This is a genomic window from Vibrio sp. 10N.222.52.B12, from assembly GCF_002875385.1.
Lineage (GTDB): Bacteria > Pseudomonadota > Gammaproteobacteria > Enterobacterales > Vibrionaceae > Vibrio > Vibrio jasicida.
Genome location: NZ_MDAW01000149.1, coordinates 57931 through 83265, shown reverse-complemented (window position 1 = coordinate 83265; position 25335 = coordinate 57931). Strand labels below are relative to the sequence as shown.

Genomic DNA, 25335 nt, shown 5'->3' with positions numbered 1-25335 from the left:
ATCAGATCAGGAGTCTGCCGCACGGGTCACTATTTAGTCAGCGCACTTACAACTATTTTATAACTCGGCCTGCTCATCACTACTACGTAAGATGTAGTCTGTCATCCATGCTGTACCAAGTAAGCATATCCAAACCACGAAAACAGGGTTTGGCACTTCAATATTCGGACTGACTACCAAAGCGGCAAAACCTACTGTCGGTAACGTCCAACACAGTAATTTACCCCAGCGTATTGAATTTTTAATCTTAGTCAGCGCTTCCATGGACGCTAAAATACCTGTGATACCTAATGCCAAAAGTACCGCATAAGGTAGGCCAGCTATCCACAATGGCAACAACAATAACAACGACCACCAGCTGTGTTTTTCAGAAGGTCTCCAACTTCTCGCGGCCCACCACATCACCACAACGGACAGAGTCTGCAAAACAGTAAGCCATGGTGAACCATCTAACTTACCTGCTTGCTGCGTTACCATAATGCCAACTTGAAGTGTCAATACGATCAAACCTGCGGTGAGCAACACGCCCAATGAGCTGCGTCGAGAAAAAACCACCATGAGCAACGGAAACAGCACTAAGGTACCAATGGATAAGGCGATCGGCTGCATAGACAACGTAACACCATAGACAGTCATCGCGCCCAGTAACACTAGGCCAGCGAAGCCCCCTTGCGGCAAGATCCACAGTGCAGGAATCATCAAAGCAATAACAGGAATGTCACCCTCACTTAAACTAATGGCACGAGCGCACACCACAGCAAGTAGAGTCGTAACAAGAAATTGAAGTGTCGAAAAAATCATAGCGCCTCCTGGCTTCCCCAACCAACTTGGTAATTCAACGGCCAACCTCTTTCGGTTATAACGTCATTGAACGGGTCTAGATTCAAGCTAAGCTTGAGCTTATTTTTGCATTGCTAACCTACTCTTTGAGATCAATATACAGCTCAGAAAAAAAGGGAACGTAAACGGTGTTATTTTGTGAGCAGTAAGTGATGTTAAGGAGCAAGAACTGATAGCGAAATACAAGTCTTGTGTATTACCATTCCTTGGTAAACAACAATGGACACTGTCAGTATGGACCAATTTTTAATGCAAATCTTTGCTGTAATTCACCAAATTCCCACAGGGCGAGTGTCGACCTACGGTGAAATTGCCAAAATGGCAGGCTATCCGGGCTATGCAAGGCACGTCGGTAAAGCGCTGGGTAACCTACCAAAAGGCAGCAAATTACCTTGGTTCCGAGTCATTAATAGTCAAGGAAAGATTTCGTTAAAAGGCCGAGATCTTGAACGACAAAAGAGCAAGCTAGAAGCAGAAGGCATCGAAGTGTCTGAAGTCGGAAAAGTATCCCTTAGAAAATATAAATGGCAGCCTTAAGCTGCCATTTTTTTATTCGTTTTGTTTGAAGGTAGCGATTAACGCGTACCAACAAGGCGAATGTTCGCTTCGTGCGTTTGTTCTGCATCCGTGATAACTGGAATGCTAGTATCATTAATAAAGCGCAGCTTACCATCAACTTCGATACGAGCACGTAAGCTATAACGATGGTTAGGTTTAATATCGCTGCTGTTGTAGCTCAGTTCAAACGCTAAAGGCACTTGTTTACCTTCTGTTTCGAACGTTTGTTTCGCTAAAACTTTCGCAGGAGCATCCGCTAAAGAAACATCTTCAAGTGCTACCGTTACTACTGCGTGTGGAGGCAGTGCAATACGCTCGCGGTAAGCCACTGTACCTGTAATTGTCTTCATTGACGCCTCAGCCGATTCCATTTCTGTTGTTTGAGAAGTTTGGCAACCCACTAGTGCAGCACCGAATAGTAAAGAAGTAACAAGTAGTAGTGTTTTTTTCATAGTTTCCTCAACGGGTGTATCGATTCGCGCTAAGTATAGAGGGAGAATATTAAACTGTCTGCGTTAAATGGATTCATTTGACAATAGTTTGACTAAGTTAGAAATTACCAAACAGTTGATTTTGTTTCATAATTGAAGCAGTAATAAAAACAAGGTGAGGAGACATCATGAGTAAACCATTAAGAGAATTGCTCAGCCTACTACAACTCGAAAAACTAGAAGAAGGCTTGTTCCGTGGTCAAAGCGAGAACCTAGGTTTACCTCAAGTTTATGGTGGTCAGGTTATTGGACAAGCGTTATCCGCAGCACGTTACACGGTAGAAGACGCACGCACCGTGCATTCATTCCACAGTTACTTCCTATACCCTGGCGATCCTGAAAAGCCGATCATTTACGATGTTGAAAACCTGCGTGATGGCCGCAGCTTCAGTACTCGACGCGTGAAAGCGATTCAGAACGGTCGCCCTATTTTCTACCTTACTGCCTCTTACCATGGGGATACGCCTGGGTTTGACCATCAAAACGCAATGCCCGACATTCCGGGGCCAGAGAACTTTCCATCCGAATCGGAACTCGCAAGTCACATTGCTGAGTTTTTGCCAGAAAGGCTGCGCAAAACATTCTGTGGAGAGAAGTCGATAGAGACTCGCCCAGTGAACATCGTCAATCCTCTCAAGCCTAAAAAGACAGAACCGAAGCAATATCTATGGATTCGTGCCAACGGAGAGATGCCAGACAACCAGCTCATTCATCAATATCTATTGGCTTATGCTTCTGATTGGGGCTTTTTAACCACAGCACTGCACCCGCATGAAGTGTCGCTGATGACGCCAAACTTCCAAGTGGCAACCATCGACCACTCTATCTGGTTCCACCGTCCATTTAAGATGGATGAATGGTTGCTGTATGCCATCGAAAGCCCAACAGCAAGCAATACGCGTGGTTTGGTTCGTGGTGAGATCTACAACCAACAAGGCCATCTTGTTGCTACCGCAGTTCAAGAAGGCGTGATGCGCTTTACTAAATAAACCATCGCGATGTTCAATCAAAAAAGGAGTGCTGATGCACTCCTTTTTGTATTTAGTTCTTTTGGTAGTTTAGGCTGACGACAGCCCACTCATAAAGTGATTTCGGGTAACCGTACTTCCCTTCACCGTAAATAGTATCCGGTTCAGCATAGAAGCCGCCCGCATCACTTGCCAAGAACTCTCGCGCACCTTTGCGGTAATGAATCAAAGGGCTCATCGATTCGTAGGCCGTATTTGCATCTAACGGTCGGTCATCAATCACCAGAAAACGCGTCATTCGAATGCTGCTACCGTTTTCGCAATATCCTGCATCTGAATAATCGACAGCAAGGAAAGGTTTCGTGTCATTCTCACTGAGTTGCGAACGACAACCATCGAAACGGGCAACATGCATCCACAGACCACGAGTTTTAGCCGGATCATCATTACCAACTGGCTTCATGTTTAAAAATACGACTTTGCCTTTGCCATAAAGCGCGAGCTCTGTGTCTGTCGGCTCTCGTACACTTCTAGCGCCCATGACACCAAACTCACTCTCTTGAAGATTGGCAAACTCAGGGCCACTTAACGTACTAATCACTACCGTTTGTTCACTATCTAGTTGAGTGTATTTATCGGCGTCACCAGATTCGGCAAGATCAAGAAAAACCGTCACCAATGTACTGTCCAGCGCTTTATAGTCTTGCGTTTCCGCCTCAGAAACGTTCAGTTGAACCGAGTGCCCAAACTCATAACCTGTGAGGGTGATGCTTCCATTCGCACGATCCAGAGTCGCAATTTCTTCACTAACAGAGGTAGCAAACTCATAGCTACGCGTACCAATCGCCGTACCAATATCTAACTCCACACGCTTAAACGGTTCAAATGCCACAGTTTGACGAGTCGCGATTAATCCCGGATGTTCAGCCTTTGCAATCGAGCCATTAACGGTGATCGTCTTTGTCAGATAATTGCGGCTTGTTAACGTGACTTCCAAGGAGTAATCGCCAGCATGAAGCACATCTAGTATTCCCGTATCAGACGATGCCATTTTTACCGTTGGTAATGCTTGGTTAATCAAACGGTAAGAGGTGGTGGTATCGCTGTCTGAGACTACTGGCTTTAGCGTTTTATCTGAACCAAAGGTTGCACTTGGGTATTGGACCGTCGCTCGACTTTCAATTGGCTTGATGGTCACATTGAAGCTTGCTTGACCCGGCGTGAACTTATCATCACCAGAGTCAGAAACCACAATGCGTGTGCTGCCAGCATTAAGAACGCGCATTTCCCCTGTGTCGTTATCTAGAGACACCACATCGGTCGGTGAGCCATCTGCAAATTGGTAAGTCACCTGCCCAACCGTTCCGCTAATAGTCGGTTTGCTTGCCAAAGGTTTGAGTGCATTCCAATTATCTTCAACATCTGATGAAATTTGAATGCGGCTCGGGGCACCTAAAATATTGAAAGTCACTTTATGCTCAGGACCCGCACTATAATTGTCGCTTTCCTTACGACGTAAAGTCAGTGTGGTTTCACCCGCTTTGTAGACATGTACAATCCCATTAGCAATCATGTTTGCTACGTCTGGGTGTGTATTGTCGGTCATCTCAATCACATCACCGGAGCTAAGCTCGTCAAAATCTTTTAGCAGATTGAATTGGTGATCCTTACTGTAGACCTCCTCATAATCACGAGTCGCAAGCGGCTGTCCTTGCGCTTTAGCGATATCAAGGTTCACTTTGAACTGAGTTGACTGATAGAACTCTCCGCCATCATCTTCGAACGTTAACGTGTAGTTACCCGCCGTTTCGAGATATAGCGTATCTGAGGACATGCTCAGCCCCTCTGGTAAATCCCCAATCAGTCTGATATCGCCCTTTTGCCCCGCAAACACGAACGGAATCGATAGACCTTTCTGATAGGTAAAGGACATATCAATGTCTTTGATAACAGGGTGTACTGCTGCAGTAATATCGATATAAAAACGCGCTTTCGTAGAAGGGAAATTACGCAAATCGCCCTCAATCACATCAACCTCAGCACGACCAACACCTTGAATCAACAAAGCGTTGCCGTCGTCAGAAACACGCACCACGTCTTGGCCTGAAACCACATCAAAATGGTAATCTCCCAGTGCACCCTTAACTTGTGGGTACAACGGAGCAAGCGCTTGATAACTTGCCGAGATGTTTGAAGCACTGATGTTTTGTCGCGCTCCCTTGTCAATTGCAACGTTAAATCGAGCCGTTTGCTGCTGCTCAATAAACCCTTCACTGTACGTTGCCGTTGCTTCAACCGTTACTTGCCCAGTGTTTTGAATCAAAAGTAAACCGGTATCTGGATTCAATACCTCAGCGACTTTGTCATCAGGGGTGCTATTGATGATCTCGTAGCGAATGCTTTTGGTCTCTGTACTATCCAGTCTCACTGGTGCCAACGTCAGACCTTCGCGGAACTCACCCGTTAGAGGAGCAAATTGCAGTTGCTCAGCACCAACTTGATAAAGGTGAATATTGACGAGTAAATCGCGAGCTTGGTAATAATCGTCGCCCGAGTCACGAACACGTACTTTTGCCGTTCCAGATTTCCCAATGGCAAACACTCGACCATCGGTATTAACCTGAATCAAATGTTCAGATCCACTTTCTACGGCATAGCTCAGAGAGCCTTTTTGCCCTCGTACAACCAAAGATTGCCCTTCAGTTTCTGACGCGTTAAGGCTGACATCGTTTGCAGCCAGATCGGCATTGGTGCCTTTGTCTACGGTAATCGTAAACGTGGCCTCTGACGTTTCGTAAGTCGGGCTGCTGTCCGTTACTTTAATTGACGCCGTACCTGGACGAAGGATTTGTAACTGACCATCGTCGATTTGAACCACATCAGAAGGGGTTGAAGATAAAACTTGGTATGTGATCGTGCCTTGTACGTTACTCATTGTCGTATTTGTGACATTTCCAATGCCATCAAATGTGAGTATTGCGTCTTCAACTTTAAGTTGAGGTCGACTTTGTTTTGTAGTTTGAGTTGAAGATCCCGAATTACGCGGCTTGGAATCGCCGCCCCCACCACCACAGCCAGCGATTACTGCAGCAAGCAAAAGGAGAAAATAATATCTTTTCATTTTTTGTAATAATTTCTTACATCTTATAAGTGGCGGCGATAATAATACGATGTTTTATTCACCGCCAGCCCCTTTTTTGATTAATAAGATTATCGATAAACTACATTACCATTCGCTAAATAAATAAAATGCCGTCAATTTTCTAAAACAAGCACAGTAATGTCGCGAACAACCGTTTACGATCCGACTTCGCATTAAATTAGCGATGATTAAATTAGGGTTTTCAATAGATTAAAATATAAACAGTCGATCACACTTTAGCTGGCGTGTGGTGTCGATATTGAGGAAATATGAAGTCAACAGAGTGACCTCATATCTTATTTAGGTAGGAATTTAGACGCCGTAAATAGGCAACTCCGTCGTGTACTTTATCGGTTCCATTGCAAAAGTTGATGTCACGTTCGACAAACCTTTTACGCTGTTGACGAGCCGCTTGTAAAACTCGTCAAAACACTTCATGTCTTTAACCAATACTTTCATCATATAGTCGTATTCACCCGCCATACGATAAAACTCCATCACTTCAGGGAAATCACTCACTGTGGTAACAAAGTGGTGATACCAATCTTCAGAGTGGTCACTGGTCTTAAGTTGCACAAACGCAATAAACGACAAATCGAGCTTTTCTGCGCTCAACAACGCCACGCGCTTTTCGATATAGCCTTCATCTTCTAGCTTTTTTAAACGCTTCCAGCAGGGCGTAGTAGTCAGGTTCACTCGCTCGGCCAAATCATTTAGAGACAAGGTTCCGTCGTTTTGGAGGAAAGAAAGTAACTGCCTGTCGATTTTATCTAAGCTCATTCCTAGCATTTTCCTAATTTAGAGAAAATTTTTCTATCATTGATGAATAACAGAACAATAATAGCAAAGTTTTTCTCTAGGGTTATAGGTAGATTATCCCTATAGACAAAAACAACTACCCTACAGATTTTCGAGGAGTCACGTTATGTGTACTGACCACAACTGGATCAACAATGCTGTACGCAAAATCGAAGCAGACTTTCAACGTTCAGCAGATACTCACCTATTCAAATTAGACCTACCTTCTTTGGAAGGCATCGACATCTACCTAAAAGATGAAAGCACGCATCCAACGGGCTCATTGAAGCACCGTTTAGCACGTTCGCTTTTCCTTTACGCGATTTGTAATGGTTGGGTTGGTCCAGAAACCACGGTGATCGAAGCATCATCAGGCAGTACAGCGGTTTCTGAAGCGTACTTCGCGCGTTTACTTGGCTTACCGTTTATCGCAGTAATGCCAAAAACCACAGCACGCAAGAAAATTGAACAAATCGAATTCTACGGCGGTAAAGCGCACCTTGTTGACCGTTCAGACCAAATTTACGACGAGTCTCGTCGCCTAGCGAAAGAGCTAAACGGTCACTACATGGACCAATTTACTTACGCTGAGCGCGCAACCGACTGGCGTGGTAACAACAACATTGCGAACTCTATCTTTAGCCAAATGGAGCTAGAAGATCACCCAATCCCAAGTTGGGTTGTCATGAGCCCAGGTACTGGCGGTACATCTGCAACGATTGGTCGCTTTATCCGTTACCAAAAATACGACACAAAACTGTGTGTGGTTGATCCTGATAACTCAGTATTTTACGACTACTTCCAATCTGGCAATGTAGATATCAAGGGCGAAAACGGCAGCAAGATCGAAGGCATCGGCCGCCCACGTGTTGAGCCAAGCTTCATTGCTGGTGTCGTAGACGAAATGCGCAAGATCCCTGATGCTGCGAGTGTTGCAACGGCGCATTGGTTGTCTGGTTTGATCGGTCGTAAAGTTGGCGCATCGACAGGTACTAACCTATATGGCGTACTTCAGCTAGCGTGTGAAATGAAGCAACGTGGTGAGACTGGTTCTATCGTGACACTACTTTGTGATTCAGGTGAACGTTACCTAGACACTTACTACAACACTGAGTGGGTAAAAGAAAACATCGGTGACATTCAACCTTACCTAGCTCAGCTTGAAATCATCCAAGCAAAAGGTTGTGTTGAGCCAGCATGTTGCGGCCCAATCACCGAGTAAAACAGATACTATATTGAAAAACAGCCTGCTCAATCAGCAGGCTGTTTTTTTATCTGCTTAATACAGGAGAGTTACTTTTTCTGGCGCGCTTCAAATGCTGCCAGTTGTTCTGGTGTCGCTTTTGGTTGGTGGTTTTGTTTCCACTCATCGTAAGTCATGCCGTAAACACGTTCACGAGCATCATCGATGTCGATATCCACACCAAGGTCTTCCGCTTCTGCCTTGTACCATTTGCTGAAACAGTTACGACAGAAACCAGCAAGGATCATTAGATCGATGTTTTGCACGTCTTTGTTTGCATCTAAATGTGCAAGAAGACGACGAAATGTTGCCGCGTCCAGCTTGTCTTGTTCTTCTTGAGTTAGATTTTTGTATTTGAATTCAGCCACTTTACTTTCCTTTTATTTATCTCGCAGTTCATAGCATAGAAATGAGTGAGCCTGATGAGTCTAAAATTTGCGCCATTACAACAAATTTCCCTCTAAAACCACGCACTCACCCAAAAGACTGATATGATAACTGCCAGTTATCTTATTGATTAAATTAATACTAATTCTAAAAACGGTCTTTCACAAAGGTTATCGCCAAGTTATGAAAAACGCCATCCTATTATTATCTGCATTGACCATGAGTCTGCCAACTTTCGCCGCTCAAGAGCAAACCCACCAATCTTATTTATACCTAGGTACAGGTAACGTGGGCTTTGATACACCGAATTTTGGTTCTGATCGCGACAGTGGTTGGTCGACACCTCACATTACGGTTGGCTGGGGCTACCATGTAAACCAATACCTCGCATTTGAAGGGGTACTGCGTTATTCACAAAATGAACTTAAGAATGATGCTCTAAAAACTGACTTAGACCTTCACTATTACCAAGCAGGTATGTCTGCGGTTGTAACCAGTGATAACTTAGGTGATACGCCACTGTCACTATTTGGCCGCGTAACTGCGCTTGGCACTCAAGCTGAAATGTACGTACCGAATGAGCAAAAAGTCACAGATGATTCTGGCGCACTATTCAACATCGGCGCAGGTGTCCATTGGGATATGAGTAAAGATATCTGGCTACGTGCAGAATACATTTACAACGTCGCAGACATGGGTTTTGATGACTTCTACGACAGTTACGAAGGCGTGCAAGTGAGCTTGGGTAAACGCTTCTAATCGAACGCGTTCAAGCTGGCTTTAAACCCAGAATTGAAGGCAAAGAAAAGCCGAGGTCACTGCCTCGGCTTTTGTATTTTAGAGTTCGATTAAGGGTGCGCGATACGTCCTTTTGTATCGTGGCTTAGCGCTTTGTTCAGCTCAGCCTCAACATGGCCAGGTGAGCGCGTCTTCGCTGAAATCAATCGGTACATTGCAGGGATAACGAACAAGGTGACTAGCGTTGCGAAGCCCATACCGAAGAAGATGACCGTACCTACTGCCACGCGGCTTTCATAACCTGCTCCTGTTGACATGATCAAAGGAATAGCACCAGCTAGCGTCGTAAATGCCGTCATCATGATAGGACGCAGACGGCGAGCTGCCGCATCAGTGATCGCTTTTTCAAACTCGATACCACGGTCACGTAGCTGATTAGCAAACTCAACGATCAAAATACCGTTTTTGGTTACCATACCGATCAACATAATCATGCCGATTTGGCTGTAGATGTTCATTCCTTGACTCATGACGACCAACCCAAGGAAGCCACCAAATACGCCCATAGGCACGGTGAACATTACCACCAGTGGGTTGACGAAGCTTTCAAACTGCGCTGCCAATACTAGGTATGCAACAAGTAATGCCAAGGCAAATACAACGGCAACACTGGCTTGGTTTTCTTTAAAGTCTTTCGACTCACCAGAGTAACTGACCGAAATATCACCCGGCAGGTTATCAATCGCTTCTTGATCTAAGAAATCTAGCGCCTCACCTAGGGTGTAACCTTCCGATAGGTTAGCAGTAATGGTGATCGACTTCTGTTTGTTGTAGTGGGACAGACGAATTGATGCCGCCACTTCTTCGACTTTAGTAACCGTATCTAGGGTCACTAGCTCACCGCTGTTGGTGCGTAAGTAAATCTGGCTCAAATCAGCCGCGTTATTGAAGCTGTTTTCGTCACCTCGAAGGTAAACATCATATTCTTCACCACGGTCAACGTAAGTGGTTTCACTCTTACCACCAAGCATGATTTCTAGAGTTTCAGAGATGTCTTGTACACTCACACCAAGTTCAGCAGCACGGCGCTTGTCCACTGACACCAAAAGCTCTGGTGTTTTCTCTGAGTAGTCGATTTCCGCACCTTCCATCATTGGTGACTCTTCAGCTGTGTTCTTGAGCATTTCAGCCCAGACTAACAACTCATCGTAATCAGAGCCACCAAGAACAAACTGAACAGGTTCGCTAGAACCACCACGGAAACCCGGCATGAATGGGAAAACACGAACGTCTGGAATACCGGCCAATGACTTACGAACTTGGTTGAGTGCTTCTTGTGCCGTCACATCACGCTCGTTCCAGTCTTCTAAAATCATGATAACGAAGCCAGTTTGGTCACCCGCTTGCCCACCAAATGCTGGTGTTTGAATACTGAATGATTTCAGGAAACCTTGTCCCAACAATGGCATCAAGCGATCTTCTACGATGTCCATGTTCGCCGACATTCGGTTGTAGGAAGTCGCATCTGCACCACGAACAAAAGCAAAGATAACCCCTCGGTCTTCTTGTGGCGTTAGCTGTGCAGGCACTTGATTCATCAAACCATAACTGCCTCCCATACACGCAAGGATAACCAAAGGCGCAGCCCAACGAACCTTCAATGCACCACGCAGCGCTTTTCGGTAACCAGCCTCTAACTTAGCAAACAATTTATCGACCGCTTGGTTGAATCGATTCGGCTTCACATTCGCTTTTAGTATCTGACTACCGAGCACTGGAGTCAGCGTTAATGCAATTAAAGATGAGAAGATCACTGACATCGCCAACAATACTGAGAACTCAGTAAATAGCAGGCCTACCATGCCATCCATAAAAGAAATCGGCAGGAAGACCATCACCAGAACCAAGGTCGTAGCAACAACGGCAAATCCGACTTCTCTTGTGCCTTTATAAGCCGCCAGCAGTGGTGACTCGCCGCGCTCAATATGGTGGAAGATGTTCTCTACGACAACAATCGCATCATCCACAACTAGACCGATAGATAGGATAAGCGCCATCAGGGTGATTAGGTTGATAGAGAAGCCGAAGTAGTAAGCCGCAATGAATGAAGAAATCAGTGAGACTGGTACCGTCACCGCAGGAATCAATGTAGCGCGCGCCTGACCGATAAAAATATAGAGGACTAAAATAACCAGACCACCCGTAATAAAGAGCGTGCTGTATACCTCATCAATCGAGCGTTCAATAAATACTGTGGCATCATAGTCTATGGCCAGACGAGTACCGTCCGGTAAGAACTTCTGAATCTTATCTACTTCTGAACGCACCGCCTGTGCCACTTCCAGTGGGTTAGCGTCTGATTGCGGAACGACGCCTAAGCTAATGTTGACTACACCATCACTCTTAAAGGTTGAGTTTTCGTTTTCCGCACCAATGAATACGTCCGCCACATCTTTCAAATAAATAGGCGTGTTATCGCTAGCACGTTTCACAACAAGATATTGAAAGTCTTCTGGCGTATTGTACGTACGTGCTGTACGAACTGACATGACGGTTGAATCGTTACGAACCTCACCACCTGGACTTTCCAAGTTTTCACTTCGTAATGCTGTCGTAATATCAGATGCAGTAACCGAGCGACCAGCCATCAGATCTGGTTTAAGTTTCACGTACATCACTTTGTATAAACCACCGGACAAGTCGATCGAACTGACGCCCGATATCAGACTAAAGCGGTCCATAAGTACGCGCTCGGCATAATCCGTTAGCTGGGTACGGTCCATCTCTGATGAACTGAGGTTAATATAGAGGGAGGCTTCACCAGAACCATTATTCTTGTAAACAACGGGATCGTCAGCTTCATCTGGCAGCGAACGTTGAGCGCGAGCAACGGCATCGCGAACATCACTCACGCCGGTGTTTAAGTCATAACCCAGCTCAAATGTAATGGTGATACGCGACATACTGTTGCGCGTCGTCGAGCTAATTTCGTCGATACCACTGATACCAGAAAGCTGGTCTTCCAATACCGACGTTATTTGGCTCTCGATAATGGTGGCAGAGGCGCCTTCATACCGTGTGCTGATCGAAACCACTGGGCTTTCGATGTCTGGCATTTCACGGACTGCAAGTTTAGTAAACGACACAAAGCCGAATACACACAGCAGCATACTCAATACCAGCGCAGCGACAGGGCGCTTTACGGAAACGTCAGAAAGTAACATTAGTTCGCTTCCTTAGCCGCTTTGCCTTCTGCATCTGCAGCATGTGCACTTTTCGATTGAGTTGGCGCGACAATTTCAGCGACTTCAACGCCATCACGCATATTTACGATGCCTTGAACCACTATTTTGTCGCCGATCTCAACACCCGATTCGATCACAACCTCATTATCAACACGCGCTCCTAGGAAGACCTCCTGACGCATTGCTTTATTGTCTTCATCAATCACGTATACAAAACGCTTAGTACCTGAATACTCAAGTGCTTGAACCGGAATGATTGGCGCTTTAATCGCAGGAAATGCCAACGATGCATTCATCAGCATGCCAGGTTTTAAGTGATTTTCTGGGTTATCAAATTCGATACGAACACGTAAGTTTAAGGTTTCAGCACTAATTCGCGTATCAATACCTGTTACCTTACCCACGAATTCTTGATTATTCCAAGCACTGGTGGTGGCATGCACTTCCATACCGACCGACAACATCGATAGGTAACGTTCAGGAACTTGAAGATCCAATTCCATGACAGAGAGGTCATCAAGCGTCAATAATTCAGAACCAGCGCTGACCATTTTACCTTTGCTAAAATCAATAAAACCAACGGTACCGGCAAAAGGTGCACTAATATGAAGATCCAATAAGTTAGCTTTAGCGGCATCTAGACGCGCTTGTGCAATTTCAACACTCGCCTTTTGCCCATCAATTTCAGTTTGGGTAATCGCATTACGTTTAACCAAACGCTGAAACTCTTTTAACTTACGCTGTTCATCTTTTAGGTATGCTTTTGCCTCTATTAAGGCAGCTTGTGCTTTATCATCGTTAAGTTGAATCAAAAGCTGGTTTTGCTGAACGTTTTGATTGGCGTTAACGGCGATTTTTTTCACCTTGCCAGCGACTTCAGAAGCAACCACTACGGATTCGGCCGCTTCTAACTTGCCGATCAACGACAGAGATTGGTTAATTTCATGCGTTTCTACTTGTTCAGTTACTACCGTAACTGTAGATGGACCACGTTTGGCAGCAAAAGCTACTGGCGAAGCCATTAAAATAGAAAGCGTTAAAACAGATAAAGTGGCTCTCATACTCATAATCTTGACTATTAATCGAATAAACTTATGTCATTAAACTGAATACAGTTTATCAGTAGATACGTCCTCTAACGTCAAGTAGTGTAAATTCAAGTAAAAAGAAGGTTTTCCTTTTGTATAAACGACATACAAAACGCTGACTTTCTACCATCTTTGCCCAAAAAGGCAGCATTCAACGTAAAAACGTAAGAAAAACGCTTTACAGCCGGAGCGAGTTTGCTATGATGCGCTCCGCACTTGAGAGATGTGTTGGGAAAACAAATCTTAAGTATAAAAATACCCCGGAGGGGTTCCCGAGTGGCCAAAGGGAGCAGACTGTAAATCTGCCGGCACTGCCTTCGATGGTTCGAATCCGTCCCCCTCCACCATATTCTTTCTTATGTTTTTCCTTTGAACATGAGAACAACTTGGAAGCTAGGTTGGGAAACTAACATCTAAGTATAAAAACACCCTGGAGGGGTTCCCGAGTGGCCAAAGGGAGCAGACTGTAAATCTGCCGGCACTGCCTTCGATGGTTCGAATCCGTCCCCCTCCACCATATTGAAAAAGCCAGCTCAATTGAGCTGGCTTTTTTCGTTCTATAGCTATAGTTTTTCAATGGCTTACCTAACTATTTGGCTAAATCTAGCCTCACTCAACGCGCGATTCTTAGTGATCTTTCGTTAAGTAGTACGACACCTAGGTACTTTTAACTAGCTCTGCTTGAGAGGGAATCCAAGTGTTAGTTGGTTTATTTAGGTCAATGGAATCAAGCCATTGATCATCTCCGTTAGCTTTATCTTCACTATTCCCTACTGTGCGACTCATCGCTGCCTCATAACAACTCTATTAAAGTCGACTTCAACCACTCGTCCTGTCTCGATAGATTTAGAGTCTCTGAACTTCAGGCATAAAAAATCCCGCACGAAAGCGGGATTTTATTAAGACTAAATTGAATACTTAAGATAATTAACCTTGAATACCGACGATTAACCACGGTGCATTTGGCACAGTTAGGTCACGCTCTAGGTGCCAGATATCTTCGATTTCTTCTTCGACACCTTCTTCAGCATCACGGTAACGACCACTGAACTGTAAGCTGAGCTGTGCCTTACTTGCATCATAATCTGCACGAACAATTTCAGCATCAACGTACATCACATCTGTGTGCTGCTCACCATCTAACTTCGCCCGTTCTGCTTTCAAGTCTTCGAATAGGCTTGGTGAAACGTACTCTTCAATTGTATGAAGTTGGTTGTGGTTCCACGCGCCTTGCAGGATTCGGTAGTGCTCACGAGAGCCGTTGATGAATGCCGCTTGGTCAAAACCCGGTGGGTAGTTATGCGGGATATCAGTTTGTGCGCCGAAACCACCAAAGCCACCAGCATTTGTGTTTGGTTGTTGTTCAAAATTCTGCATGTTTGGCTGCTCGAACTTCGTGTTGTTACCACCAAAGGCTGGCTGCTGACGATGCTGATTCATACTGCCCTGCTTAGCACCAAGCATACCTCGCATCAGTTTGAAGATAACGAATGCGATCAAACCAATGATTAGGATATCCATAAACTGGATACCTTCAAACGCACCACCAAAGAATGCTGCCAGAAGACCACCAGCAAGAAGACCACCAAGTAAGCCGCCCATCAAACCTTTTTTGCTTGATGATTTAGCACCTTGTTCTTTACCAATGGTGTTTGTGTTTTGTTGCTGCTGTTTAGGAGCAGGCGCGGTTTTGTAACTCTTACCAAAAGACTTACCACCACCAAATTTCTTCGCTTCTGCGATAGGCGTTACGGCAACAGTAAACATCAGTAGGGCGACAATCGAAAATAAACGTTTCATCGTTATCCTTAAAATTGACGATATGTACTTAATCATGCTGATTGATGATGAAGCAAACAATCATCCATATCAGTAGCACGCTAAATATGAGATATGACCATCATACTCCGTCAGATACAACAATGAAACATTCCATAATAGAAGACATGTATCAGAATATTGCCAAGCAATAGGTTTCTGACTGGTTTGTGTTATTGACGGTGATTCAGTAGCTGTCTATCATATTGAACGTTGTTCAATAAGTAGTTTTAGATTATGGCGCGCAGAAACGATCACACCAGAGAAGAGTTAGTCAACTTGACCCTTACTACGGTCAAAGACTTTTTAGACGAAAACTCTTACCACGAGCTCAGTCTTCGTAAGATTGCTAACATGATTGGTTACGTGCCAAGCACTTTAGTAAACATTTTCGGCAACTATAACTTGTTGCTTTTACACGCGGTTGCTCAAACGTTAGATGAGCTACAACAAGAAGCAGTGAAAGCGACCAAGAACAGTAAAGATGCCCATCAGGCCTTATTTGAACTGGCTTATTGTTATCACGATTTCGCGCAAAAACACCCACATCGTTGGCAGTTAGTTTTTGAGCACAATATGAATGGCGCAGAACTTCCTGAATGGCATGCAAAACGCATCGACGGTATGACTGGCATGCTAGAATCCTTACTTGCTCAAATCGCACCGCACCGTACTGAGTCTGAAGTACTTCAAGCGAGTCGCGTATTGTGGTCCGGTGTACATGGAATCACGCTACTAAGCGTTGATGATAAGTTTTTCTCTAGTGAACCTATTGATGGGAAAGAGCTTATTGATAACCTGATTTCAAACTATCTGATCAGCTGGTAATAAAGGATTATTCATGTCATCAGACAGCCAGTCGTCCTTGCTTAGGCAACGAAAGTTCCTTCCCTATTTTATTACCCAGTTTTTTGGTGCTTTCAACGACAATATCTTCAAAAATGTGCTGTTGCTGTTTGTCGCCTTTGCGGGGTCTAGTGCACTGCCCGTTTCTAGCAACTTATTTATCAACTTAGCCGCTGGCTTGTTCATCCTCCCGTTCTTTCTATTTTCCGCATCAGCAGGGGTGCTGGCAGATAAGTATGAAAAATCTTGGTTTATCCGCAAGGTAAAACTGTTCGAGATAGGCATAATGTTGCTTGGGGCTGTAGGTTTCATTACCGAGAGCTACGGTGTTTTACTCCTACTGTTATTCCTGATGGGCACGCAGTCAGCCTTCTTCGGCCCAGTCAAATATGCATTGCTACCACAACAACTTAACGAGAAAGAACTCGTTCCGGGCAATGCACTAGTAGAAGCTGGTACCTTTATTGCTATTTTGATCGGTACACTAGGCGCAGGGCTGATTGCTTCCGCAGATAACGCTAAATACCTTGCTGCATTTTGTGTGGTTATCTTTGCCCTTCTTGGCTACTTATCAAGCCGTTCAATTCCCTTTGCTTCCGCTAGCGCTCCCGATATTCAATTTAAATGGCAGCCATACAAACAAACCAAACACACGCTTTCTATTGCCAAGTCTGACCGCATCGTCTTCCAATGCATCATGGCAATCAGCTGGTTCTGGTTCTTAGGCGCGGCTTATCTCACCCAGTTCCCTAATTTCACGAAAGAGTATTTGAATGGTACAGAGAGCGCGGTTTCATTTCTGTTAGCTTTGTTCTCGGTCGGTATTGCTGTTGGCTCAATGGCCTGTAACTGGCTCTCAAACCACAGAATTGAAGTAGGAATCGTACCGATTGGTGCTCTAGGTATCACCATATTCGGCTTCTTGATGGCGACATCTATTCCTACAGACTTACCTCGATTTCATACCTTTGTTGAGTTTGTAAGCTTCGACGCTTTTTGGCCGCTGTTCTTCTATCTACTAATGATCGGAATCTCTGGCGGCTTGTTCATCGTACCGCTGTACGCGCTTATGCAACACAGAGCAAAAGAGACAGAGCGAGCACAAGTCATTGCGGGGCTAAACATCTTTAACTCGTTGTTTATGGTGGGTAGCGCAATATTGGGTATCGCCTGCCTAAGCGTGCTTGAAATGACCATCCCCCAATTGTTCGCTCTATTGGCTGTTTTAAATTTCTTAGTTGCGGCATACATTTTCCTGCAAATCCCAATTTTCGTTGTGCGCTTTGCTATGTGGGTAGTCACTCACACAATTTACCGCGTAAAACACAAGAATTTGCACCACCTTCCTGAGCATGGTGGTGCATTAATCGTATGTAATCATGTGAGTTATATGGACTCGCTACTATTAAGTGCGGTTTGCCCACGCTTGATTCGCTTTGTGATGGAAGAAGATTACGCCAACCTTCCACCTCTACGACGTTTTCTTCGCCGAGCTGGCGTGATTCCGATCTCGGCCAGCAATCGCACTTCTATTCGTCGTGCATTCAGTGATGTTGAGGCGGCACTAAGTGAGGGGCATATTGTGTGTATTTTCCCTGAAGGTCGTTTGACATCAGATGGTGAGATGAACGAGTTTATGCGCGGTATAGACATCATCCTTCGTCGTAGCCCTGTTCCAGTGATACCAATCGCGTTGAAAGGCTTATGGGGCAGCTACTTCAGTCGCGCAAAAGGCCGAGCATGTAAGGGCTTACCAACGCGTTTCTGGTCTAGACTGGAAATCGAAGCTGGTACACCTGTCGATCCAAAACATGCCACAGCACAAGCTATGTTTGAGAAAGTAAAAGCACTTCGCGGCGACTGGCGCTAAACTCAAACAGAACAATTCTTAATTTTTGAACATGCGTTTAGTTTTTCTGAACGTACGTTCAATTCATTAAGACTTTCTGACCATAGGCGTTACGATATACTCTGCGCTTTAACTCATTACAACGAAGACACCCTTGAATACAAAGAATATCCCCTTTGGATTGGCACTGCTGTTTTGTTTAACCCCTTTTGTGTCCTCTCCTATCGCGCTTGTGATCGGTTTTCTTTTGGCGAGTTTTAGCCTAGTACCGACAGAGCTTCCTATTGCTTCATTTACCAAGAAGCTGCTTTCTTACTCCATTATTGGTTTGGGCTTTGGGATTCACTTTGACCAAGCACTCGCAGTCACGTCTGATGGAATAGGTCTAATCATCGCGACCATCCTTGGCACACTTGTGATCGGCATGATGATTGCCAAAGCAATAAAACTTGAACGCACAACGGCGTATTTGATTGCTTCTGGTACTGCCATTTGTGGTGGTAGTGCGATTGCTGCTGTCGCTCCAGCGATCAAAGCAAAGGACGAACAAATCGGTCTTGCACTTGCAACGGTTTTCGTTCTGAACTCACTGGCGCTGTTTATCTTCCCTGTAATTGGTCACGCTATTGGTTTGGATCAGCATACGTTCGGAACGTGGGCTGCGATTGCAATTCACGATACCTCTTCCGTTGTGGGTGCGGCATCTGCTTACGGTGAAGAAGCATTGACTACCGCAACCACATTGAAGCTTGCTCGCGCATTGTGGATCATTCCCGTCGCACTGATCAGTGCCGTGATCTTTTCTCGTGGAAACGGTAAAGAAGGTAAAAGCAAGTTAGTGATTCCTTACTTCATTTTCTGGTACTGCGCTGCTATTGCATTCAGCGACTTCTTCCCGCAATTTGAAGTGGTGTATCAAGGCATCTTTGCTATTGCTAAGCAAGCGCTTGTGGTGTGTCTGTTCTTGATTGGTTGCAGTATTTCAGTATCGAAGCTGAAGTCGGCAGGGGCAAAACCATTATTGTTTGGTGTCACACTGTGGGTGCTGATTTCTACAACATCACTCGGTTGGCTACTGCTGAGCTAAACCTTAATTAACTTTCTGTGGCTGGGTGAGCTCTGCTTTTTTCGCGCTCTGGTTTTTGTGTACCAACACTAAAGCTATCGCGACCAGAAAGGCGGTTAGCTCAGCCAATGAGCGCGTTAGTCCCTCAGTGCTCATCGCAAGGCCAATTTGTAGCAACACCGCTGCCACCAAAGCTAATTTGATCATCCTGAACCTTATGCTTTATTTCTTAAACTTTAAGCATAATTATGATTCAGAGTTATAAGGATTCGAAATTCCCTTTTCGACTAATTCATTGCTAAATCAACTAAGTTGGCTCTCCACCCATGAAATGAAAGTCTTCACTTTAGGGCGGTGCTCATATCCAGATGGACAGAGTAAATCATACCCCTGCTGAGTATCCATCGTAGGGTAAGGGCTCACTAGTTCTCCTTTGTCTAAGAGATCTTTGACAAACCGATAGCGTCCCATCGCAACACCAACATTGTTTCTCGCGGCTAACACAGCCATATCACGGTGACTAACACAATAAAAGTGTTGGAAAACATCCACATCTAATGCCATGTGAGACACCCACCTCTGCCATACGTCAGAGCCTAATGCATGAATAAAATTAATACGGTGTAGAGAGGCGAGCCCATCTTCTAAAATATTCATCTCTTTCATGTACAGTGGTGTGCAAACAGGAATGTACTTTTCACCAAACAATCGCTGACGATAAACATCAACAAGGTGCTCAGTATCATAAAAAATAGCCACATCGATCTGATTTGTTACAAGATCTAACTGACTTTCTTGCGCAAATAGATTGAGATTGAAACCTGGGTAATGGCGCTTAAAGTCCGCAACCCTTGGCATTAACCAACCGTTTAAGAATCCTGGAGAGGCGGCAATGTTTATCTCGCCCACTAAATCCGTCGACTTTATTTCTTCAATCTCATTAAAAATGGTACTGAGTGATGTAGATAACGTCTTTTGAAAACGACGCCCTTCCTCTGTCAGCTCAAGCTTTCTCGTGCCGCGAACGAACAAGGTAAAACCCAGCTCTTGCTCGAGTACTTTAATGCGATGACTAACCGCACCTTGGGTTAAATGCAACTCCTTCGCTGCATGAGTAAAACTAAGGTGCTTCGCTGCGATACTAAAGGTATGAAGATTCCTAAGCAGTAATTGTTGGTTAGCCATGACACACCATGCATTAAAAATATTAATTCATGATAGTAGTGAATTCGTTTGTTTGCGTCGATAATTAAGTTTCAAATAGTCCCTAGAAACTTAATAAAAACGCCAATTTCCAGCATAGATCATATTCTGGGAGGCATTAAAAATTATAGGGGCAAATATGAATATACTCGGCTACATGCAAAAAGTCGGTAAGGCGTTGATGGTTCCCGTAGCGACACTACCCGCTGCGGCAATCTTGATGGGCATAGGATACTGGATTGACCCTGTTGGGTGGGGCTCAGAAAGCGTACTGGCCGCATTTCTAATCAAATCTGGTGGTGCCATCATCGATAACATGGCAGTGCTATTTGCCGTCGGTGTTGCTTTTGGTCTAAGCAGAGACAAGAATGGCTCTGCCGCACTTTCCGGCTTTATTTGTTTTATGGTTTTAACCACATTGCTTGCGCCAGGAGCGGTCACTCAACTGATGGGCATCACAGCAGATGAGGTGCCTGATGCGTTCAACAAGATTAATAACCAGTTTATCGGTATCTTAGTCGGCATAATCTCAGCGGAGATTTACAACCGTTACTCTGGAGTCGAGTTACCTAAGGCATTAGCTTTCTTCAGTGGAAAACGCCTAGTTCCGATCCTAACTTCTATTGCTGGTATGGCATTGGCCTTCGTTCTGCTTTACGTTTGGCCTGTGATTTACGATGCACTGATCATTTTCGGCACTAAGTTGGAAGCAATGGGCGCTGTCGGTGCCGGTCTTTTTGGTTTCTTCAACCGCCTGATGCTGACCATCGGCATGCACCATGCGCTTTACCCAGTGTTCTGGTTTGATGTAGTTGGGATTAATGACATTCCAAACTTCCTCGGTGGTGCACAATCTATTGCGAATGGCACTGCGGTTGTTGGCCAAACTGGTATGTACCAAGCAGGCTTCTTCCCTATCATGATGTTTGGCCTGCCGGGCGCTGCACTTGCGATGTACCACTGCGCAGATAAAGAGAACAAAAACAAAGTATTTTCTATCATGCTTGCCGCTGCAATGGCGTCTTTCTTCACAGGCATCACCGAACCACTAGAGTTCAGCTTTATGTTCCTAGCGCCTGTGCTTTACCTAATCCACGCAGTACTAACGGGCATTTCTATGTACATTGCTGCAAGCATGCAATGGATGGCAGGCTTCGGTTTCTCCGCTGGGTTCGTAGACTTTGTGCTTTCAAGCCAAAATCCACTAGCAACCAAATGGTACATGTTGATCCCACAAGGTTTAGTGTTCTTCGCTCTGTACTACACGATATTCCGCTTCGCGATCGTTAAGTTCAACCTGCGCACTCCCGGTCGTGGCGAAGACATGGAGAAGGAAGTAACAGAAAACGTTGGCGAACTTGCAAAAGATTACATTGCCGCTATCGGTGGTGCAGATAACATCCTAGAGGTAGACAACTGTATTACCCGCCTACGCTTAACCGTAAAAGATTCCTCACTGGCTGACGAAGCAAAACTAAAACAGCTCGGCGCAGCAGGTGTAGTTTGTATTGGTAAAGGTGGCCTGCAAGTCATCATCGGCCTAGGTAAAGTAGATAAAGTAGCGGAGCAAATGAAAGTCGCCCTCGCTAACTAAAGAATTGTGGTGACTCACCATCACCACATCCCCCCTGAAGTGCAATAACGCTTAGTCACCGTTTTGCACTTCATTTTTTAACCAGTCTTTTACCGCTTTGCGCGATACTTTAATTCCTCCAGCCAATAAAGTTTGAGGCATTACATAATACGCGACCGGCCATTTGAATTTTTCTAGCTTAGTTTGCAGATGTTGCTCGTATTGAGCTTTGTCCAGTAATGAATCCGTCTGCATCACTGCTACTGGTCGATGTCCAAATTCCACATCTTCTACCGGTACAACGATGCTCTGCGAAACACTCTCTATTTGGTTCAGTGCCGCTTCTATCTCTTCACAATGAACGTTTTCTCCACCAGAGATAAATTGGTTATCTGCTCGACCAATGATCTTGAGTTCATCCCCTTGCCATTCACCTAAGTCTTTGCTGTCAAACCAACCACTTTCATTCAGGAGAGAAGTAATATTACCTTGATGAAAATAGCCTGCTGCCAGGGTCTTGCCGCCGATATAAATACGTTGTTCCACCAGCTTAATATCGCGGTTTTGCAATAGGTGACCCGCGTTACTGATGCTATCGATTTGCTTAGCAGTTACGGTAGAGGCCGCTTCTGTCATGCCATAACCTAACCAAGTTTCAACCCCCTGCTGTGTCGCCCGTAAAGCCAGTTCGTGCCCAACATGACTACCACCAAGTAACACATGAGTAAGAGACAGGTTAACTTGGTCATCCAACAGACGTTTTAATTGCGTTGCGACCAAAGACGCATGAGACACACCAAGAATATCTTCTGCTAGATTGCCATCTCCCACCTTCAGAGTCGCACCAGCAAACAACCAACGATAAACGATCGCAAGGCCAGATACATGGTAGAGCGGCAGTGACAACAACCAAGTATTTCGTTGAGTAAATCGAAACTCCTCTAACAGACCTTGTGCTGAAGCAAAGTGCTGCAGATGGTTATGAGCTACTGCTTTGGGCGTTCCCGTTGAACCGGAAGTAAATACGATAGTCGCGAGTGCATCACGCTCATAGCCATCAGTTGGAGTAACGACATCCGCGTTTATCATGTTCTGAATGGAAATAAACGTCGCATCGAGTTGTGACAACTGACGCCTTGAATAAGCATTCGCTAGGCTATCAGCAAACCAAACAAAACGTTGTTGATGAGTTTTATAAAGCGTCTTGAGCTTGCCTTGCAATGCCTCCAAAGGCTGCGGCATCGTCAACGCTACAATAGCGCCCAATTGCTGGGCAGCAAGGGAAAGTAACAATGCATCGACTTGATTCTTGCCGACTAAAGTCAAGACATCACCATTTGCCAGTCCCTGCTGCTGCAAATAATGCGCATATCGGTCAACGCGAGATGCTAATTGCTGCCAATTTATAGACTCTTTGGTTGTTTCCAGCGCAATAGAAAAAGGGCTCATTTGAGCCCAATATTTCCATGGTGCAATCGCAATCGTCTCTATGCAGAATGCCACACTAACTCCTGCTCTGATAGCGGAATAATTGGAAGTTCACATTTAGGCCAACCCTGTTCCAATTGCGCTTTGAACAAACCAATCGTATCCAAGCCAGGGATTTCATTCGGCAGTTGCCATTGAGCTAAACGTGCTAACTGGTTCAGACCCAAGCTGGATTCAATACTTGAGCTTATCACAGCTTTAATACCCAGAGTTTTAGCCTTCTCAATCAGCTTAATACAAAACTCAACCGAGCCGATCAACGTTGGCTTAATAATGATGGTCTTCACACCGGTAAGATCTTCTAGGCAGAAGTCTTCACGACGAACCGCATCCTGTAGCGTTTCATCCCACGCGATAGCAATCCCCGTATTGATAGCAAACGACAGACTGTCACCCGGAGAGCGGCATGGTTCTTCCAAGAAGGTGATACGCTGACGCAGTGATGGGGCAATATACTTAGCAAACTGCTGCGCTTTTTCTGGCGTCCAAGCACGGTTTGCATCAAGGCGAAGTGTCAGCTGCGGTATCGACTCAAGAAATAAGTTCACTAGCATGCCGTCGCGAATCGGTTCGTATAGACCCACTTTTACCTTCGCAACTTTCTCGCCTTCCATCTCGTTCAGTTTAGGAATCAGCTCATCAGGGTCACCATTACACAGGGGCGCAGCTTGATACTGCCCTTGTACCGGCAGACCGCCTTCTAGCTCAAGTTGAGCCATCGATAAGCCAAACGCCACAGACGGATACATGTGGTTGTAATCCACGGGTAAATCCGCTACCCAACGCTCCGCTTGAGCTTGCAGTTGAACACCCGCTTCCTCAGTGCCTTCAAGGCTAAAGCCCGTTAAAGGTGCAACTTCACCACGACCAATTTTGTCGCCGTCCGTTAATTCAAGAATGAAGCCAACACGCTCAGTCAGTTTGTTGTCACGTAATATAACGCCACTGTCCATTGGTAGAGAGTAACGATAAATCTTCGCTTTACGCATAATTCGAATCCTATGTAATACCATATATTCTGAACTTTTTAGCGAGAGAACCCGCTAGCCTCCCAGAGGGCAAGGCGCTCAGGACGAAAAACGAAACAGAGGAGCACAAAGGCTCCTCTTTCTTTACGGATTATGGGTTACGAGGGAACTTGTCGAAGTCTGGGCGACGTTTCTCGTTGAATGCGTTGCGGCCTTCTTGGCCTTCATCTGTCATGTAGAACATCATGGTTGCGTTACCAGCCAGTTCTTGCAAGCCAGCTTGACCATCACAGTCCGCGTTCAATGCGGCTTTCAAGCAACGCAATGCCATTGGGCTGTGCTGTAGAACTTCACGACACCAACGAACGGTTTCTTTTTCTAAGTCTTCTAGTGGTACAACCGTGTTTACTAGACCCATGTCTACCGCTTCTTGAGCATTGTAGAAACGACATAGGAACCAGATTTCGCGAGCTTTCTTCTGACCTACGATACGAGCCATGTAAGACGCGCCCCAACCGCCATCAAAAGAGCCCACCTTAGGACCAGTTTGACCAAATTGTGCATTCTCCGCCGCAATCGTCAGGTCACACATCATGTGCAACACGTGACCACCACCGACAGCCCAACCTGCGACCGATGCGATCACTGGTTTTGGACAAGTACGAATATCGCGTTGGAAGTCTAATACGTTTAGGTGGTGCGTACCTTGGTCGTCTTTGTAGCCGCCGTAGTCGCCACGGATCTTCTGGTCACCGCCAGAACAGAACGCATCTTCACCTAGACCTGTCAGGATGATCACACCAACAGTCGAGTCATAACGCGCATCTGCCAGTGCATCAATCATCTCTTTTACAGTTTGAGGACGGAAAGCATTACGTACCTGTGGACGTGCAATGGTAATTTTCGCGATACCATCAACAGACTTGTGATAGTGGATATCCTCGTATTTCTCGCTGCAATCTTTCCATTGAACCGGAGCGTAAAGTTCTTCTTCAGAAATGCCTACTGTTTTAGCCATGGTGATTC

General features: G+C 45.2%; 21 protein-coding genes and 2 tRNA genes. 10 read left to right on the top strand and 13 right to left on the bottom strand.

Annotated elements, in window-relative coordinates; all coding sequences use genetic code 11:
* Positions 1-57: 57 nt before the first annotated feature.
* Positions 58-801, bottom strand: a complete 744-nt coding sequence (locus BCT11_RS23120; RefSeq protein WP_039978198.1) for a hypothetical protein — start codon at positions 799-801, stop codon at positions 58-60.
* Positions 802-1074: 273 nt separating this feature from the next.
* Here BCT11_RS23120 and BCT11_RS23115 point away from each other — a divergent pair, with 273 nt between their 5' ends.
* Positions 1075-1377: a DNA base-flipping protein gene (locus BCT11_RS23115; RefSeq protein WP_102389383.1), complete on the top strand. Its 303-nt coding sequence runs from the start codon at positions 1075-1077 to the stop codon at positions 1375-1377.
* A gap of 38 nt (positions 1378-1415) precedes the next feature.
* On the opposite strand, the gene BCT11_RS23110 is transcribed toward BCT11_RS23115, so the two are convergent.
* Entirely contained in the window at positions 1416-1850 is a 435-nt protein-coding gene (locus BCT11_RS23110; protein WP_102389375.1) for a YbaY family lipoprotein, read from the bottom strand.
* A gap of 167 nt (positions 1851-2017) precedes the next feature.
* Here BCT11_RS23110 and tesB point away from each other — a divergent pair, with 167 nt between their 5' ends.
* Positions 2018-2878: an acyl-CoA thioesterase II gene (gene tesB, locus BCT11_RS23105; protein WP_038866625.1), complete on the top strand. Its 861-nt coding sequence runs from the start codon at positions 2018-2020 to the stop codon at positions 2876-2878.
* A 52-nt stretch (positions 2879-2930) separates the two neighbouring features.
* On the opposite strand, the gene BCT11_RS23100 is transcribed toward tesB, so the two are convergent.
* Both BCT11_RS23100 and BCT11_RS23095 read right to left on the bottom strand, forming a co-directional pair.
* Positions 2931-5978 carry a D-Tyr-tRNAtyr deacylase gene (locus BCT11_RS23100; protein ID WP_102389374.1) on the bottom strand — a complete coding sequence of 1016 codons (3048 nt, stop codon included), beginning with the start codon at positions 5976-5978 and terminating at the stop codon, positions 2931-2933.
* A gap of 333 nt (positions 5979-6311) precedes the next feature.
* The gene (locus BCT11_RS23095; RefSeq protein ID WP_102389373.1) at positions 6312-6779 is read right to left on the bottom strand and encodes an Lrp/AsnC family transcriptional regulator; all 468 of its coding nucleotides are present in this window, start codon (positions 6777-6779) and stop codon (positions 6312-6314) included.
* Between the two features lie 145 nt (positions 6780-6924).
* Between BCT11_RS23095 and BCT11_RS23090 the strand changes: the two genes are divergently transcribed.
* Positions 6925-8019, top strand: a complete 1095-nt coding sequence (locus BCT11_RS23090) for a PLP-dependent cysteine synthase family protein (protein ID WP_102389372.1) — start codon at positions 6925-6927, stop codon at positions 8017-8019.
* A 71-nt stretch (positions 8020-8090) separates the two neighbouring features.
* On the opposite strand, the gene BCT11_RS23085 is transcribed toward BCT11_RS23090, so the two are convergent.
* The gene (locus tag BCT11_RS23085; RefSeq protein ID WP_005431642.1) at positions 8091-8408 is read right to left on the bottom strand and encodes a DUF1244 domain-containing protein; all 318 of its coding nucleotides are present in this window, start codon (positions 8406-8408) and stop codon (positions 8091-8093) included.
* 202 nt (positions 8409-8610) lie between these two features.
* Between BCT11_RS23085 and BCT11_RS23080 the strand changes: the two genes are divergently transcribed.
* A complete protein-coding gene (locus BCT11_RS23080; RefSeq protein ID WP_009707148.1) occupies positions 8611-9186 on the top strand; it encodes a porin family protein in 576 nt (191 codons plus the stop codon).
* 89 nt (positions 9187-9275) lie between these two features.
* Here the strand turns inward: BCT11_RS23080 and vmeF are convergent, their stop codons facing one another.
* Positions 9276-12389 carry a multidrug efflux RND transporter permease subunit VmeF gene (gene vmeF, locus BCT11_RS23075; protein ID WP_045419466.1) on the bottom strand — a complete coding sequence of 1038 codons (3114 nt, stop codon included), beginning with the start codon at positions 12387-12389 and terminating at the stop codon, positions 9276-9278.
* On the bottom strand, positions 12389-13477 hold the full coding sequence (locus tag BCT11_RS23070) for an efflux RND transporter periplasmic adaptor subunit (protein ID WP_038873962.1): 1089 nt from the start codon (positions 13475-13477) through the stop codon (positions 12389-12391). The genes vmeF and BCT11_RS23070 overlap by 1 nt, the downstream gene beginning before the upstream one ends.
* Positions 13478-13760: 283 nt before the next feature.
* Between BCT11_RS23070 and BCT11_RS23060 the strand changes: the two genes are divergently transcribed.
* Together BCT11_RS23060 and BCT11_RS23055 are read left to right on the top strand one after the other, a co-directional pair.
* Positions 13761-13845 (top strand) — tRNA-Tyr (locus BCT11_RS23060).
* An 85-nt stretch (positions 13846-13930) separates the two neighbouring features.
* Positions 13931-14015 (top strand) — tRNA-Tyr (locus BCT11_RS23055).
* Between the two features lie 410 nt (positions 14016-14425).
* On the opposite strand, the gene BCT11_RS23050 is transcribed toward BCT11_RS23055, so the two are convergent.
* Entirely contained in the window at positions 14426-15298 is an 873-nt protein-coding gene (locus tag BCT11_RS23050) for a TIM44-like domain-containing protein (RefSeq protein ID WP_042602159.1), read from the bottom strand.
* 255 nt (positions 15299-15553) lie between these two features.
* Here BCT11_RS23050 and BCT11_RS23045 point away from each other — a divergent pair, with 255 nt between their 5' ends.
* The 3 genes from BCT11_RS23045 to BCT11_RS23035 all read left to right on the top strand — a co-directional run bounded on the left by BCT11_RS23045 (position 15554) and on the right by BCT11_RS23035 (position 19098).
* Positions 15554-16144 carry a TetR-like C-terminal domain-containing protein gene (locus BCT11_RS23045; RefSeq protein WP_038865527.1) on the top strand — a complete coding sequence of 197 codons (591 nt, stop codon included), beginning with the start codon at positions 15554-15556 and terminating at the stop codon, positions 16142-16144.
* 13 nt (positions 16145-16157) lie between these two features.
* On the top strand, positions 16158-18032 hold the full coding sequence (locus BCT11_RS23040; RefSeq protein WP_102389370.1) for an MFS transporter: 1875 nt from the start codon (positions 16158-16160) through the stop codon (positions 18030-18032).
* A 160-nt stretch (positions 18033-18192) separates the two neighbouring features.
* A complete protein-coding gene (locus BCT11_RS23035; RefSeq protein WP_038865531.1) occupies positions 18193-19098 on the top strand; it encodes a putative sulfate exporter family transporter in 906 nt (301 codons plus the stop codon).
* Positions 19099-19101: 3 nt separating this feature from the next.
* Here BCT11_RS23035 and BCT11_RS23030 read toward each other — a convergent pair whose 3' ends face one another.
* A complete protein-coding gene (locus tag BCT11_RS23030; protein WP_038865532.1) occupies positions 19102-19284 on the bottom strand; it encodes a hypothetical protein in 183 nt (60 codons plus the stop codon).
* Between the two features lie 96 nt (positions 19285-19380).
* Complete coding sequence (locus tag BCT11_RS23025; RefSeq protein ID WP_102389369.1) at positions 19381-20262, bottom strand: LysR substrate-binding domain-containing protein; 882 nt, start codon at positions 20260-20262, stop codon at positions 19381-19383.
* A gap of 157 nt (positions 20263-20419) precedes the next feature.
* On the opposite strand from BCT11_RS23025, the gene nagE reads away from it, so the two are divergent.
* Positions 20420-21874 carry an N-acetylglucosamine-specific PTS transporter subunit IIBC gene (gene nagE, locus BCT11_RS23020; RefSeq protein WP_038865536.1) on the top strand — a complete coding sequence of 485 codons (1455 nt, stop codon included), beginning with the start codon at positions 20420-20422 and terminating at the stop codon, positions 21872-21874.
* A 51-nt stretch (positions 21875-21925) separates the two neighbouring features.
* On the opposite strand, the gene menE is transcribed toward nagE, so the two are convergent.
* The 3 genes from menE to menB form a co-directional block, all read right to left on the bottom strand.
* Positions 21926-23356, bottom strand: coding sequence for an o-succinylbenzoate--CoA ligase (gene menE / locus BCT11_RS23015; RefSeq protein ID WP_102389368.1), 1431 nt, complete (start codon positions 23354-23356; stop codon positions 21926-21928).
* Positions 23341-24330: an o-succinylbenzoate synthase gene (gene menC, locus BCT11_RS23010; protein WP_102389367.1), complete on the bottom strand. Its 990-nt coding sequence runs from the start codon at positions 24328-24330 to the stop codon at positions 23341-23343. The genes menE and menC overlap by 16 nt, the downstream gene beginning before the upstream one ends.
* Before the next feature lie 130 nt (positions 24331-24460).
* Entirely contained in the window at positions 24461-25327 is an 867-nt protein-coding gene (gene menB, locus BCT11_RS23005) for a 1,4-dihydroxy-2-naphthoyl-CoA synthase (RefSeq protein WP_042604634.1), read from the bottom strand.
* Between the last annotated feature and the right edge of the window lie 8 nt (positions 25328-25335).

Excerpts from the sequence above, each read along its gene's own strand:
- BCT11_RS23120 (WP_039978198.1), bottom strand. The coding sequence starts at position 801 with ATGATTTTTTCGACACTTCAATTTCTTGTTACGACTCTACTTGCTGTG.
- BCT11_RS23115 (WP_102389383.1), top strand. The coding sequence starts at position 1,075 with ATGGACCAATTTTTAATGCAAATCTTTGCTGTAATTCACCAAATTCCC.
- BCT11_RS23110 (WP_102389375.1), bottom strand. The coding sequence starts at position 1,850 with ATGAAAAAAACACTACTACTTGTTACTTCTTTACTATTCGGTGCTGCA.
- tesB (WP_038866625.1), top strand. The coding sequence starts at position 2,018 with ATGAGTAAACCATTAAGAGAATTGCTCAGCCTACTACAACTCGAAAAA.
- BCT11_RS23100 (WP_102389374.1), bottom strand. The coding sequence starts at position 5,978 with ATGAAAAGATATTATTTTCTCCTTTTGCTTGCTGCAGTAATCGCTGGC.
- BCT11_RS23095 (WP_102389373.1), bottom strand. The coding sequence starts at position 6,779 with ATGAGCTTAGATAAAATCGACAGGCAGTTACTTTCTTTCCTCCAAAAC.
- BCT11_RS23090 (WP_102389372.1), top strand. The coding sequence starts at position 6,925 with ATGTGTACTGACCACAACTGGATCAACAATGCTGTACGCAAAATCGAA.
- BCT11_RS23080 (WP_009707148.1), top strand. The coding sequence starts at position 8,611 with ATGAAAAACGCCATCCTATTATTATCTGCATTGACCATGAGTCTGCCA.
- vmeF (WP_045419466.1), bottom strand. The coding sequence starts at position 12,389 with ATGTTACTTTCTGACGTTTCCGTAAAGCGCCCTGTCGCTGCGCTGGTA.
- BCT11_RS23070 (WP_038873962.1), bottom strand. The coding sequence starts at position 13,477 with ATGAGTATGAGAGCCACTTTATCTGTTTTAACGCTTTCTATTTTAATG.
- BCT11_RS23050 (WP_042602159.1), bottom strand. The coding sequence starts at position 15,298 with ATGAAACGTTTATTTTCGATTGTCGCCCTACTGATGTTTACTGTTGCC.
- BCT11_RS23045 (WP_038865527.1), top strand. The coding sequence starts at position 15,554 with ATGGCGCGCAGAAACGATCACACCAGAGAAGAGTTAGTCAACTTGACC.
- BCT11_RS23040 (WP_102389370.1), top strand. The coding sequence starts at position 16,158 with ATGTCATCAGACAGCCAGTCGTCCTTGCTTAGGCAACGAAAGTTCCTT.
- BCT11_RS23030 (WP_038865532.1), bottom strand. The coding sequence starts at position 19,284 with ATGATCAAATTAGCTTTGGTGGCAGCGGTGTTGCTACAAATTGGCCTT.
- BCT11_RS23025 (WP_102389369.1), bottom strand. The coding sequence starts at position 20,262 with ATGGCTAACCAACAATTACTGCTTAGGAATCTTCATACCTTTAGTATC.
- nagE (WP_038865536.1), top strand. The coding sequence starts at position 20,420 with ATGAATATACTCGGCTACATGCAAAAAGTCGGTAAGGCGTTGATGGTT.
- menC (WP_102389367.1), bottom strand. The coding sequence starts at position 24,330 with ATGCGTAAAGCGAAGATTTATCGTTACTCTCTACCAATGGACAGTGGC.
- menB (WP_042604634.1), bottom strand. The coding sequence starts at position 25,327 with ATGGCTAAAACAGTAGGCATTTCTGAAGAAGAACTTTACGCTCCGGTT.